10 protein-coding genes and 1 riboswitch are annotated in these 14,004 nt (G+C 61.7%); of the genes, 5 read left to right on the plus strand and 5 right to left on the minus strand.

Annotated features, from left to right (window positions below):
• The first annotated feature begins 639 nt into the window (after positions 1–639).
• The 5 genes from EV286_RS11760 (at position 640) to EV286_RS11780 (ending at position 6,899) form a co-directional block, all read left to right on the plus strand.
• Entirely contained in the window at positions 640–3,717 is a 3,078-nt protein-coding gene (locus EV286_RS11760) for a helicase-related protein (RefSeq protein WP_132957225.1), read from the plus strand.
• Between the two features lie 2 nt (positions 3,718–3,719).
• Positions 3,720–4,124 carry an RNA-binding S4 domain-containing protein gene (locus EV286_RS11765; protein WP_132957227.1) on the plus strand — a complete coding sequence of 135 codons (405 nt, stop codon included), beginning with the start codon at positions 3,720–3,722 and terminating at the stop codon, positions 4,122–4,124.
• Between the two features lie 226 nt (positions 4,125–4,350).
• Positions 4,351–4,689, plus strand: coding sequence for a ferredoxin FdxA (gene fdxA / locus EV286_RS11770; RefSeq protein ID WP_132957229.1), 339 nt, complete (start codon positions 4,351–4,353; stop codon positions 4,687–4,689).
• Between the two features lie 407 nt (positions 4,690–5,096).
• Positions 5,097–5,666, plus strand: a complete 570-nt coding sequence (locus EV286_RS11775; protein ID WP_132957231.1) for a CarD family transcriptional regulator — start codon at positions 5,097–5,099, stop codon at positions 5,664–5,666.
• A gap of 369 nt (positions 5,667–6,035) precedes the next feature.
• The gene (locus EV286_RS11780) at positions 6,036–6,899 is read left to right on the plus strand and encodes an RNA polymerase factor sigma-32 (protein ID WP_132957232.1); all 864 of its coding nucleotides are present in this window, start codon (positions 6,036–6,038) and stop codon (positions 6,897–6,899) included.
• 53 nt (positions 6,900–6,952) lie between these two features.
• On the opposite strand, the gene EV286_RS11785 is transcribed toward EV286_RS11780, so the two are convergent.
• From EV286_RS11785 to EV286_RS11805, 5 genes are all read right to left on the minus strand, one after another.
• Positions 6,953–8,422 carry a M48 family metalloprotease gene (locus EV286_RS11785; RefSeq protein WP_245500693.1) on the minus strand — a complete coding sequence of 490 codons (1,470 nt, stop codon included), beginning with the start codon at positions 8,420–8,422 and terminating at the stop codon, positions 6,953–6,955.
• A 336-nt stretch (positions 8,423–8,758) separates the two neighbouring features.
• Positions 8,759–9,478, minus strand: a complete 720-nt coding sequence (locus EV286_RS11790; RefSeq protein ID WP_132957233.1) for an ATP-binding cassette domain-containing protein — start codon at positions 9,476–9,478, stop codon at positions 8,759–8,761.
• Complete coding sequence (gene thiP, locus EV286_RS11795; RefSeq protein ID WP_132957234.1) at positions 9,465–11,099, minus strand: thiamine/thiamine pyrophosphate ABC transporter permease ThiP; 1,635 nt, start codon at positions 11,097–11,099, stop codon at positions 9,465–9,467. The genes EV286_RS11790 and thiP overlap by 14 nt, the downstream gene beginning before the upstream one ends.
• Positions 11,099–12,070, minus strand: a complete 972-nt coding sequence (thiB, locus tag EV286_RS11800) for a thiamine ABC transporter substrate binding subunit (RefSeq protein ID WP_245500694.1) — start codon at positions 12,068–12,070, stop codon at positions 11,099–11,101. The genes thiP and thiB overlap by 1 nt, the downstream gene beginning before the upstream one ends.
• A gap of 104 nt (positions 12,071–12,174) precedes the next feature.
• Positions 12,175–12,295: riboswitch (TPP riboswitch) on the minus strand.
• Positions 12,296–12,363: 68 nt separating this feature from the next.
• A complete protein-coding gene (locus tag EV286_RS11805) occupies positions 12,364–13,890 on the minus strand; it encodes an MDR family MFS transporter (RefSeq protein WP_132957237.1) in 1,527 nt (508 codons plus the stop codon).
• Positions 13,891–14,004 lie beyond the last annotated feature (114 nt).

Here is a 14,004-nt window from a genome sequence, read left to right on the forward strand (position 1 = left end):
GTCGCTAACCAATCGCCGCGCAGGCAAACCGAAGTGCATCGAGAGGACGTCCGACCCCGCACCGCGTGCGGATCAACGCATTAAGTCTCGTCCGAACGCTATGAGGCAGAGCGGACGAGTTGCCGGCACTAGATATTGTGGCAGGCGACAGAAAGACGGAATGCAATCTAGGATTCGCAAGCGATTTCCGTCGCTTTGGGAGCCGGCCGCGGAATGCAGGCCGGATCCTTCAAGAGTTTCCAGCGAATAGACAAGGGGTTAACACCAAAAGAGATTCAATGGGCTTGACTCGTTTTTGAGAAGCGGAGGAATCAGAGGTTGCAGCTTCGCTTCAAAATCCCGATTCAGCATGTGGTGCCAGAATTCGCATCTGGATCAATATATAGCGGTGAACAAATCCTGAATCAGGCGGAGTCAGCGATTCGTCTCCGATTCGTTCGCAGACTGTTCCGATTCGTGAATTGCCTTCAGGAATCGCGCTCCGGGATGGCGAAAATCGGCGACTTTTCCTGGCGATCGACAGGCTTTTTTGGATCGGCCCTTGCCTTTGCCCGCCGCGCTGGCCATGTGTTCTGAACTTTCATCCGGAAACAGCCGACTTGACCTGAGCCCTTCGCACACCCATCCTTGAACGTACGAATGACCCTGACATCTGAGACCAAGATATTGAGCGGTCGCGGCGTGACCGCGGTGCTCGGTCCGACAAATACCGGCAAGACGCATTATGCGATCGAGCGCATGGTGGCGCATGGCACCGGCGTGATCGGCCTGCCGCTTCGGCTGCTCGCCCGTGAGGTCTTTACCCGGGTGGTGGAGAAGGTGGGTGCCCATAATGTGGCGCTCGTCACCGGCGAGGAAAAAATTTCGCCCCCCAATGCGCGGTTTTCGGTCTGCACCGTCGAGGCCATGCCGCGCGAAACCCGCGCCTCCTTCGTGGCGATCGACGAGGTGCAGCTCGCCGGCGACCTCGAGCGCGGCCACATCTTCACCGACCGGATATTGCATCTGCGCGGCCGCGACGAGACGCTTCTTCTCGGGGCGGGCACCATGCGCCCGATCCTCGAGCATCTCCTGCCGGGCATCACGGTCGTCGAGCGGCCGCGTCTGTCGCAACTCTACTATGCCGGCCAGAAGAAGATCACACGCCTCCCGCAGCGCACTGCCATCGTCGCCTTTTCGGCTGACGAGGTCTATGCGATCGCCGAGCTGATACGTCGCCAGCGCGGTGGTGCCGCCGTCGTTCTCGGCGCGCTCAGCCCACGCACGCGCAACGCCCAGGTTGCCCTCTACCAGGCCGGAGACGTCGAATATCTCGTTGCGACCGATGCCATCGGCATGGGCCTCAACCTCGACGTCGACCACGTTGCGTTCGCCCAGGACCGCAAATATGACGGCTATCAGTTCCGAAACCTGAACCCGGCCGAACTCGGGCAGATCGCCGGCCGCGCCGGACGTCATCTGAAAGACGGGACCTTCGGCGTCACCGGCCAGGTCGACCCGTTCGACGACGAACTCGTGCATCGCATCGAGGCGCACGAGTTCGACAACGTCAAGGTGCTGCAATGGCGCACCAAGAATTTCGATTTCTCGTCCCTCTCCGCACTGCGACAAAGCCTTGAGGCACCTCCGCGGGTTGCCGGGCTGACACGCGCCCTTCCCGCGGTCGATCAGCAGGCGCTCGAGCACCTGTCGCATCATCCCGAAATCAAGGATCTTGCGACGACCCCGGAGCGCGTAGAAAAACTGTGGGAAGCCTGCGCTCTTCCCGACTATCGACGCATTGCGCCTGCACAACACGCCGATCTTATCTCCACCCTCTTTTCCGACCTCGTGCGGTATGGCACGGTGAATGAGAACTTTTTGGCGGAGCAAGTGCATCGCGCAGATAGAACCGATGGCGAAATTGACACGCTTTCGGCGCGAATCGCGCAGATAAGGACCTGGACTTACGTGTCGAACCGGCCGAACTGGCTTGCCGATCCGACACACTGGCAGGAAAAGACGCGGGAAATCGAAGATCGATTGTCCGATGCGTTACATGAACGGTTGACGAAACGCTTTGTTGATCGCAGGACATCTGTGCTCATGAAGCGCCTGAGAGAGAATGCGATGCTGGAAGCTGAAATCAGTGTGAATGGTGATGTCTTTGTGGAAGGACATCATGTGGGACAATTGACCGGGTTTCGGTTCACGCCCATCTCGGGCGCCGAGGGACCGGACGCGAAGGCTGTGCAGACCGCATCGCAGAAGGCGCTTGCCCTGGAATTCGAGGCGCGCGCTGCGCGTCTCCATGCCGCGGGCAATAGCGATCTGGCGATCAGCGCTGACGGCCTCGTCCGCTGGCTCGGCGATCCGGTCGGCCGTTTGGCCGGAAGCGACCATATCATGCGCCCGCGCCTGATCCTCTTTGCCGATGAGCAGCTCACCGGCAATGCGCGCGATCATGTCGCCGCGCGGCTCGAACGCTTCGTCAATCATCATATCAGCACGGTCCTGAAGCCGCTCGACGACCTGTCGCGCGCCGAGGACCTGCAGGGGCTCGCCAAGGGGCTGGCTTTCCAGCTGGTCGAGAACCTCGGCGTTCTCTTCCGTCGCGACGTCACCGAGGAAGTGAAGTCGCTGGACCAGGATGCGCGCGCCTCGATGCGCCGTTATGGCGTGCGCTTCGGCGCCTACCACATCTTCGTGCCCGCGCTTCTGAAGCCGGCTCCGGCCGAGCTCATCACGCTGCTCTGGGCGCTGAAGAACGACGGCCTCGACAAGCCGGGCTACGGCGATCTGATCCCGGTCCTTGCTGCCGGCCGCACGTCGGTCGTCACGGATCCGAGTTTCGAACGCACCTTCTACAAGCTTGCGGGATTCCGTTTCCTCGGCAAGCGGGCGGTGCGCATCGACATCCTTGAACGCCTGGCGGATATCATCCGTCCGTTGTTGCAGTGGAAGCCGGGCCAGGCCTCGCGTCCGGACGGTGCCTATGACGGCCGCCGCTTCACGACAACGACGGCAATGCTTTCGATCCTCGGCGCAACGCTGGAGGACATGGAAGAAATCCTCAAGGGCCTCGGCTATCGCGCCGACCAGGTGAAGGCCGAAGAGGCTTCGTCATTCCTCGCGCAGCAGGACGCGACCGCCGCCCCGGCCGCAACCGAGGCAGCCGAAGCTACCACGAGCGAAACGACCGAGCACGACGACGCCGACGCCGGCTCGGACGAGCCGGCCACCGAAATAGCTCCCGCACCTGTCGCAGAAGCCGCCTCTGCGGAAGCTGTCGCCCTCGAAGACACGGCGACTTCAGAGGTTGCTGCTGAAGAGATCGCCGAGCCAAAGCCGGTTCTTCTATGGCGCCTTGGCGGCCGCACCGACAACCAGCGTCAGGCGCGCGGCCCCGGCGATCGCCGCGGCCAGGGCCAGCAAGGCAATCGCCGCCATGGTGGCCAGGAAGGCGAAACCGCGCGCGAAGGGCGAGAAGGACGCGACGAGCGTTCCCAGCGCCCTGGCAGGGATGGCGGCAAGCCGCGTCATCAGGGCGGCCGCAACGAGCAGCAAGGTGAGCGGCAGGATCGGGGTGATCGCAAGGATCGCAACGACCGCAATGGCGGTCGTGGCAACTCGCAGCCCCTCCGCTTCGAGGCCAAGCCTCCGCGCAAGGAAAAGCCGATCGATCCGGATTCGCCCTTCGCCAAGCTCGCTGCGCTCAAGGAGCAGATGAAGAAGTAGCCATGGCCGACGAAAAACAGCCATCAACCGGTTCGCGCCAGCGTATCGACAAGTGGCTGTTCTTCGCCCGCATGCTCAAGTCGCGCTCGCTCGCACAGGCCCACATCCAATCGGGCCATGTGCGCATCAATGGCGAGCGCGCTCTGCAGCCGAGCCAGCAGGTCAAGGTCGGCGACCGGATCGAACTCGTGCTCGAGCGCCGCGATCTTGTTCTCGTCGTCCGCGCCCCCGGGACACGACGTGGTCCTTTCGAAGAAGCACGGCTTCTCTACGAGGACCTGAGCCCCCCGCCGGATGAGACAAAACGCCTCACCCCCTACGAGCAGGCGACCCGCGCAGCTGGCGCCGGGCGCCCCACGAAGAAGGATCGCCGTGCCATCGACCGGCTGATCCCGGACGATGAATAGCAACCCGCTGCCGCTTTACCCCGCAGCATGGAAAACTCTCCCCGTTTCCCGGCGATTTCGGGATTGTTTCTCCTTGAATTCAGCGGACAAAGCCGATACCTCACAAGCGATCCGCCGGAGGGCGCATCGGCCCTGAAGGTCGTGTGCGCCGCATTCGGCCAAAAGGGAAAGGCGCGAGGTTCCAGCTTGCCCTTCCCGACACAAGAGATACGTCCTGGAGTGCTTCATGACATATGTCGTGACCGACAATTGCATCCGCTGCAAATACACCGATTGCGTTGAAGTCTGCCCTGTCGACTGCTTCTACGAAGGCGAAAACTTCCTGGTTATTCATCCGGATGAATGCATAGATTGCGGCGTCTGCGAGCCGGAATGTCCTGCCGAGGCGATCAAGCCCGACACCGAGCCGGGTCTCGACAAGTGGCTGAAGGTCAATGCCGAATACGCCAGCATCTGGCCCAACATCACTGTCAAGCGCGATCCTTTGCCCGAGGCCAAGGAGATGGATGGCGAAGAGGGCAAGTTCGACAAGTACTTCTCTCCGAACCCCGGTTCCGGCGATTGATATTTTCGTTTCCCTACGTTGCGTAATGCGGTAAATTAGGAAATAGTGAAGTGTAGTCGCACATATCTCTGAATGAGGCGTATGGTGCGCGGGTTGTTGCGCGCGCGACTCACTCAAACCAAATTATTGATTTCCTCATATTTTTATGGTAGGTTTTGGACACTGATCCATTTGCGGCATGTTGCATGCCCCAAACCACCACGAAAGCAATAGACAAATCCGCACGCGGTTTCCGTGACATATCAAAGCCTTGAGTTGTCGGGTCTCTGATCGCGATAAGCGTGTTTGTTGTTGCCATATCTGGACGGACCAGGATGAGGTCACCCGACGGTACCCCCGTCTCATCCGGGCCTGACTGACCCGGCCCCGGCTTAGGCCGGGTGCGTAACAGGGAGTTTTTGAATCGAATGACAACCCAGCAGAAAAAGCCTTCAGCACGTCATGGTTTCAAGACCGGCGAAGCAATCGTTTATCCGGCTCATGGCGTAGGCACCATCACCGCTATCGAAGAACAGGAAGTTGCGGGCATGAAGCTCGAGCTTTTTGTAATCGACTTCGAGAAGGACAAGATGCGCCTGAAGGTTCCCGTGGCAAAAGCCATGAGCATCGGCATGCGCAAGCTTTCCGAGACGGATTTCGTCGAACGCGCTCTAAAGGTCGTTCAGGGGAAAGCTCGCGTGAAGCGTACCATGTGGTCGCGCCGCGCTCAGGAATATGACGCCAAGATCAATTCAGGCGATCTGATTGCCATTGCTGAAGTTGTTCGCGATCTCTATCGCGCGGAAAATCAGCCAGAACAGTCCTATTCCGAGCGCCAGCTCTATGAAGCTGCCCTCGATCGCATGGCCCGCGAAATCGCAGCCGTGAACAAGATGTCCGAGACGGAAGCCGTACGCCTTGTCGAGACCAATCTCAACAAGGGTCCCAAGCGCGGCAAGGTCGTCGAGGAAGACGAATCCCAGGACGAAGCGGCCTGATCTTTCCAGGACCAACTTCTTTGAAAACCCGGCCATCGAGCCGGGTTTTTCTTTGGAACTTTTCCCGAGCTGCTGCGTTTATTGATCACATCTGCGGACCCGCGGCAGGAAACGCTCCCACGGCGGACCTGTTGGCCGTTGAACCTGAAATAGGACCGGAACATGCATTGCGATTCCGACCTTCTTCGTGATCCGAATATCCAATACGCACGCATGGTTTTTATCGAAACTGCGCTGACACCATAAATGGTTCGGGGGTCTTAGGGCTCCGATTGCATTTCACTTTTCAAGTACGTCCACGCAGCAATGTGCGGAAGCGTTTTCATGCGCCCGCATGGCTGTCCGTCGTCGGACAAGAAGGAGAATGGTATGAAGAACATGTCCGCAGACCGGCGCATGATCAAGATTGCAATGGCCGCTCCTTATCTGGCCCGGGAAGAAGAGCACGATCTCGCCATCCGGTGGAAGGACCACGACGACAGGAATGCACGCAACCGCATCGCCATGGCCCATATGCGGCTGGTGATCTCCATGGCCGGAAAGTTTCGCAATTTCGGGTTGCCGATGAGCGATCTCGTTCAGGAAGGCTATGTCGGCCTGCTCGAGGCTGCAGCTCGCTTCGAGCCCGAGCGCGACGTGCGCTTCTCCACCTATGCCAGCTGGTGGATCCGCGCGTCTATTCAGGACTATATCCTGCGCAACTGGTCGATCGTTCGTGGTGGGACGAGTTCGGCCCAGAAGGCTCTTTTCTTCAATCTCCGCCGCCTGCGCGCCAAGCTCGCCCGTGGCGACAGCCAGCTGACCGTACAGTCGATCCACCAGGAGATCGCGGCGGCTCTTGGTGTCAGCCTCGCGGATGTGCAGACCATGGACGCGCGCCTTTCCGGCAATGACGCATCCCTGCAGGCGCCGTCTGTACTTGGCGACGCCGAGAGTGCCGAGCGCATGGACTTCCTCGTCAGCGACGATCCTCTTCCCGACGAACAAGTCTCCAACATGATCGACGGAGAACGCCGCCGCAATTGGCTGGCCTCGGCGCTGAAGCACCTGAACGAGCGTGAGATGAAGATCATCAGCGCAAGGCGGCTCGCAGAAGACGGCGCAACCCTGGAGGAGCTCGGTGCCGACCTCGGCATTTCCAAGGAACGCGTGCGCCAGATCGAAAGCCGCGCTCTGGAAAAGCTTCGCTCCGCACTCGTATCGGCCGATCCGCAGATGGCTTCACACGCCTGAGGCGGTGTCCCTTGCGCCCTTGAGACACGAAAGCCCCGCCCAGCGGGGCTTTCTCATTCGGAAATGATCTTCACCCGGTCGCCCGGTGCCACTGAGGCGGCGGCCGGCATCGCATTGATCAGCTTGAAGAGATCGAGCTTGCGGTCGGTACCCATCATCCGTGCGGCAAGCGTTGCTATGGTGTCGCCCGGTCGCACCGTGACCACACGGATGCGCAAGGGCTTCAGCGACGCCATCTCCTGCGGCGTCATCCGGCGAAAGGTTGACCGCAGTACGTTCGCCGTCGGCTCAAGAGCAGCACTTCCCTTTGGCACGGCCGTCAGGAAACGAAAGATCTGCTCGCCGTTGCGGATCACCGTGACGTCGAAATCCCAGCGGTCGGCCGACGCACGCGCCGTTGCCGCCTCCATGCCGTTTACGGAAATCGGACGAATTGTCGAGGGGTCGAGGCCCGTGACCCAGCCGCTGGAGATGTAGTTGGTCAGGCTCTGCTTCTGCGTGTCCGCCACGCCGTCGAAGCGGATCGCCACTTCGCCGGGGCCGGTTGCAAGCACCGCCTCCACCTTGTTGTCGATGCGGAAGTCCGGGGGCACGTCGAAACGGATGCCGAGACCGGCGTGCAGGAAGGTCTCGTCGCGCACATAACCCTCCTCGGGGCTGTCGCCGTAAAGAAGCCCGTCGATGCCGTCGAGATAGTAGTTCCGCCCCGCGTCGCCGACCTTGCCCTCCTGCCCGAAAGCGCGCGCGTGACTGCGGGCAAGATCGATGCGCTGTGCAGAGTTCGGATGGCTGGAAAGGAAGTCCAGGCTCTGGTCCGTCTCCGGATCGACCGCCATGAAGCGGCTGTAGGCGGCCATGGAATCCAAGAACCGTGCCGCCGCATAGGGATCGTAGCCTGCCTCGCCGAGCATGCGGACGCCAATGACATCGGCCTGCAATTCCTGCTGGCGGGAGAAGGCCGCGAGCCGCAGCTTGCCGCGGGCGAGCGCCTGCTTCCCGGCGATATCGCTGGAAAGCACCTCCGCCACCACACGGCTTGCGATTACCTCCGCCTCTTCCCGCTTTTGCCGCTCGATGCCGTGATTGGCCGTCACGTGCCCCATCTCGTGCGACAACACGGCTGCGACTTCCGAGGCATCATTGGCGAGCGCCAGAAGGCCGCGCGTCACATAGAGGTAGCCGCCCGGCAGGGCGAAGGCATTGATCGCCGGCGAGTTAAGAATGGTGATGCGATAAGACTGGCTCGGATTTTCGGAAACGCTGGTGAGCGCACCGGCAATGCGGGCCACGAGCCGCTCTGTCTTCGCGTCCTTGTATTCACCGCCATAGCTCGCAACGATGCGCGGATGCTCCCGGGCGCCCATCTGGGCACGCGGATCGTTCTTCTGCACCTCTTCGACGATCTGGGGATTGCTCGAGGGCGCAACGGTCGGCTGGTAGGACTGGTCGAGAAGCGACTGGCAGCTGTTGAGCCCGGTCGCGGCGAGCGCTGTCAGGGTAAAAACACGGATACGAGCAAAGATCGGGCGGCGGGAGGCCCGGCGAGGGCAACTCTCTTGCCTCGAGCGCTTCAGCCTATCCAGTGCCTTATTCCAACCTGTCCTGCTGATGTGCCATTCCGGTACCGGCCTGCGCCGCTCATTGCCGCTTCTATTCAATATCTGCGCCCACCCCGGTCGCTCCTTCGCTCCGCACTGATGGCTCGGCCTCCGCTTTAGCCGATCTCCGCACCTGTTGCATAGCGAGACTCTGTCTTAAATATAGCGGCGCTTTATATTAGCAAGAATATCATTGTAATTCCGCCGTTATTCGCAACAACGAAAATATGGCGAAAGTTGCGCCAAATCTCGACATATCTCTCAGTGGCGCAAAAATACCGTTAGCGCAGCGATGTCGTCATGCTCCAGAAATGGACGGATTGGCGCGGAGAGCCTGATGCTTCCGCCATCGATGAAGATCGCATGGTCGGCGATGCGGCGCACCTCGTCGGGATCGTGCGAGACGATCAGGACTGTATTCTTCGTTTCCCGGTGCAGTTCGAGAAGCAGGTCCGCCATACCCGCGCGCAGACCGGGGTCGAGCGCCGCAAAGGGCTCGTCGAGCAGGAGGACCGGCCGATGGCGCACGAGCGCGCGGGCGAAGGCGGCACGCTGCCGTTCACCGCCCGAAAGTGTCGCGGGCAAGCGCTTTTCGAAACCGCCGAGCCCGACCCTCGCAAGCGCCTCCGACACGTTCTTCCGGTCGTCGGCGGAAAGCCTGAGCGACGGGTTGATGCCGAGGCCGACATTCGTGAAGAGGTCGAGATGAGCGAACAGGTTGTTATCCTGGAAGACGAGCGAGACCGGTCGCTTGGAGGGATGCAGCTTGCCGACGTCCTGCCCGGCAATCGAAATGCTACCGAATTCCGGCTCTTCAAAACCGGCGACGAGATTCAGGAACGTGGATTTGCCCGAGCCCGAGGGACCGGTGACGGCAGTCACGGCACCGGCCGGCAGCGCACAGTCAAAGTCGAACACGTGGGTCCCAAGCCGCAGCCGCACCCCGCGCATGGTGATACCGGCCGCCTCAGCCACGCTCATCGCCGTCCTCCCTGCTTGTCTGCCCGGCCGTGCCGGCAATGGTGAGCAGCAGGCATATCAGGCCAAGAATCAGGGCAAGACCATCGGCATCATTGGTCCGATAGCTGCCCATGCGGCTGTAGATCAGCCAGGGAAGCGTTACGAGCTCGTCCGAACCGAAGATGGCAACGGCGCCAAGGTCACCGAGCGAGAGCGCCATCGCGAAGGAAAGCGCCATGAAGAAGGGTTTCCTGAGGCCCGGCCAATCCACGAGCCTCAGCCGCGACCAGCCCGCAAGGCCGATGCTTGCAGCAAGCCGCTCGGTCCTGCACCGGTGGACCGCATAGGCGGGCTGCAGCACGCGGACGACGAACGGAAGCGCCATGAGCGTGTTGATGCAGATGATCAACGCTGGCGCGAATGGCGTGGCGTCGCCAAGGGGCCGCAGCGCCATGAACCAGCCCGTGCCAAGCACGACCGGCGGCACAAGCAGGACGATCGACGAGGCGGCCGAGAGCGAGCCTGAGAATATCCGCGAGCCCCGGCCGATGCGGCGTCGCGCAGCAATCGCGTGCCGGGCGCGGATCACCGCGAAGGCGACCGCAAGCGAGAGCAAGGCCGCCAAGAGCGAGATGCCGAGACTGGTCCAGACCGCGCGCCGAAAAATCGGCTCGGCGACGAGTTTCAGGAGATCGGCCTTCAGGCCGGCGGCCGCAACCGCGGCCAAGGGCAAACCGATGAAGAGCAGGACGGCAAGCAAGAGTGCGCCGTCCCTCGCCCGCGCGGCAACCGTCCTTCCGTCGAGCCGCCGCACTGCCTTGCCGGCCGTCAGCCCGTGGTCGGCCGGCGCCGGGAGCAGGGTCATTGCACCGAGTATGAGCGCCGTCACGAGGATCTGCAGCAGCGAGAGCGCGACCGCGCGGCCGGGATCGAAGTCGAACCGCAGCGATTGGTAGATGGCGACCTCGATCGTCGTCGCCGCCGGCCCACCGCCGAGGATGAGCACCAGCGTGAAGCTCGTCGCGCAAAGCATGAAGATCAACCCGGCGATGCCGGGTATGAGATGGCGCAGCACCGGCCATTCGACGAAGCGGAAGACGGCGACAGGCCGCATGCCGAGCCCACCCGCGACCAACCAGTATTCGGCAGGCACGCGCTCCAGCCCGGCAAGCATCAGCCGGCAGGCGAGCGGCAGGTTGAAAAAGACGTGAGCAAGCAGAATTCCCGAAAGCCCATAGATGCTAATCGGCTCGGAAAGGCCGAGATAGGCAAGCCCGCCATTCAGCATGCCGCGTCGACCCCATATCCCGATGAGACCGAGCGCACCGATCAGAACGGGCAGGCCCATCGGCACTGCCATCAACCGCACGATCCAGATCCTGCCCGGGAAGTGCGGCTGACGCGCCAGCGCCCGGGCCACCGGTATGGCGAGGACAACCGAAAGCAGAGTGGAGAGAACGGCCTGGAGCAGCGTGAAGCGCACCACGCGCAGGATATAGGGATCGCCAAGCAGGTCACCGGGCGAAAGGCCACCGCCGAAGAGAAGCAGCGCGGATACTGCAAGGCCGATGAAGAGCACGATGCCGACGAGGCTGAAAGCCCCGCCGGCAATGGCGCTCCTGTCTTCGGCCGCAGTCAGCATCAATTCATGCTCATGGCCGCGAGCCACTCGTCGATCCAGGCCTTGCGGTTCCTGGCCACCTCGTGCGGGCTCATGAGGAAGGTCTTCTCCGGCTTGACCAGCTTGCCGAAGGCATCCGGCAACGGCTCGGACGTGGCGGAGACCGGCATCATCCAGTTATTGGTGGGGATCGTGTCCTGAAATGCCGGCGTGACCATGAACTTCAGGAAATCCCGCGCCAGGTCCTTGCTTGGCGCGTTCTTCATGAGACCCGCAACCTCGATCTGGATATAGTGGCCCTCGGAAAAGGCAGCGGCCTGATAGCGCTCGGTATTCTCGGCGACCATGTGATAGGCGGGCGATGTCGTGTAGGAGAACACCATCGGCGCCTCGCCCTTGGTGAAGAGGCCGTAGGCCTCCGACCATCCGGGCGTGACTGTCAGGATGCGTCCCTTGAGCTTGCCCCAGGCCTCCGGCGCCTTGTCGCCGTAGACCGACTTCACCCAGAGCAGCAGGCCGAGACCGGGCGTCGAAGTGCGCGGATCCTCGATCGCGATCTTCTGGGACGGATCGCCTTCCACCAGCTCCTTGAGGCTCGTCGGCGGGTTCTTGATTGTCTCGGTATCATAGATGACGGCGAAGTGGCCGTAGTCATAGGGCACGAAGACGTCGTCCGAATAGCCGCCGGGAACCTTGGCGGCGCTGGCGTCGATGCCATGTGCGTCGAAGAGCCCGGTCTCCTTCGCCTCGGTGACGAGGTTGGTGTCGAGGCCGAGAACGACGTCGGCCTTCGAGGAAGCCCCCTCCAGTTTCAGCCGTGAAAGCAACGCCACGCCGTCGGCGACGCTGACGAAATTGACCGTGCAATCGCAGGTCTTCTCGAAGGCTTCCTTCACCTTCGGGCCTGGACCCCATTCGGACGTGAAGCTTTCGTAGGTATAGACCGTGAGCGTCTTGCCCGCGGCCGCAGCGCCGCCCGCCGAAAGCGTCATCGTCGCCGCGGCAAGCAGCATTCCGGAAAGAATTGTCTTGAACGGTCGGGCTGGCATTGCGCCTCCTCCATGTGTTTCGGTTGAACGGAGAAAAGGGCGCTGTGCGATATCACGCGTCTAATCCCTCCGCCGGTGTTAACCGGATCAGGTTCCGCGGGTTGGTCTGTGACAAACCTCTCAGCCGGACGACTGTGAAACAGACATCGGGCACCCCGTTAGAGCATTCGAACATCTAACGGGGTGCGCCGATTATGACAAGAGGCAAGGTCGAGCAGCGAGGCAGCCGATGCCGCCTATGCGGCGGCGCTGTCGGGCCTTTTCGCTTCCTGGGTGCGAGGCAGCTGGACCGGCTTCAATGCAAGCGCCATGACGAGCCCGAAGAGGCAGATGGCCGATGCCGTCAGGAAGAGGGGTGAGAAAGCAGCCTCGTAGGCGCCGGCCACCGCCTCCCGCGTTGCGTCAGGCAGGGCCGCCATCATCTTCGGTGTCAGCTCTTCGATATTGGCGACCCCGGCGATCGAGACGCCGACGTTCGAAAGCTTCGAGGCGATGATTGCGCCGTAGATGGAAATGGCGATCGAGGCGCCTGCCATGCGCGACAGTGTCACCGCTCCGGTCGCGGCACCGACATCGCCGGCCGAGGCGGCATTCTGCACGCCGATGACGGGTACCTGTTGTGCAAGACCGATGCCGATGCCGTGCATCATCATCAACAGACCGATCAGGATGACGGGCGTGCCGACAGGGACCTGGCTCAGCACCGCGAAGGCGATCGCACTGCAGGTAAGGCTGGCGATCGCGAAGGGCTTGTAGCGACCTGTCATCGAGATGGCGCGGCCGGCCGTGAGCGAGCCGCAGACGATGCCGCCGGTAAGCAGGATGAAGAGCAGGCCGGCCATAGAGGGCGAAAGCCCCGTCGTCGTCTGCAGGAAGAGCGCGAAATAGTTGACCATGCCGATTGCGACTGCGCCGCTCATCACCGAGATACCGAGAAGCAGGCCAAAGGTCGGGTTGCGGAAGAGCGCAAGCGGTACGATTGGCTCCGGCGCGCGGCGCTCTACGAAAACCCAGGCCGCGGCGCAGGCGGCGCCGAAGGCGATGATGCCGAGGCATTGCGGAGACAGGAGCGATCCGAAGAGTTCACTGCCGTCGGCCGCCAGCACGATCGAGGTGGTCGTCAAGGCAAGCAGGATCGCCCCGGCATAGTCGATCTTCGGCCGACGGTGCGGTTTTCTGTAGGGCAGCATCGTGAAGAGACCGGCAAGGACGATGAAGCCGATCGGCACGTTGACGAGAAAGATCGAGCGCCAGCCGAAGAGATCGCTCATCGTGCCGCCCAGGACGGGCCCGATCGCACCGGAGGCCATCAGCACGAGGCTCGAATAGCTCTGGTAGCGGGCGCGTTCACGCGGCTCGAAGAGATCTGCATTGACCGCAAAAATCGAAACGAGGATGCCGCCACCGCCCAGCCCCTGCAGCACGCGCGCTGCGATCAGCGTGTTCATCGACACCGCGAGGCCGCAGACGGCCGAACCGACGGTGAAGATCGCAATTGCCGTCATCATCACGTATTTGCGGCCAAACAGGTCGCCGAGCTTTCCATAGACCGGCATGACGGCGCTGAGCGAGAGAAGATAGGCCGAGCCGATCCAGCCGAAGCGCTCGAGATGCCCGAACTCGCCGACGATAGTGGGCAGCGCGGTGGAGACGATCTGGTTGTCCAGCGTCGCCATGAACATGGCGGTCATCAGGAAGAAGAAGAGGATGAGCCTGCGACGGGGATCCGCCACGAGCGGCACGGCAGCGACTTGCATGTTCATGGATTGTAATTCCGACGTTGTAAGTACATTTATGTGACAATAGCACATATTTGTCAATATCACATTATTGACATTGGCATATTCTATTTCCGCTCCGTCTCTGTTATGGTTCGG

The sequence above is a fragment of the Rhizobium sp. BK251 genome (assembly GCF_004345245.1).
Taxonomy (GTDB): domain Bacteria; phylum Pseudomonadota; class Alphaproteobacteria; order Rhizobiales; family Rhizobiaceae; genus Rhizobium.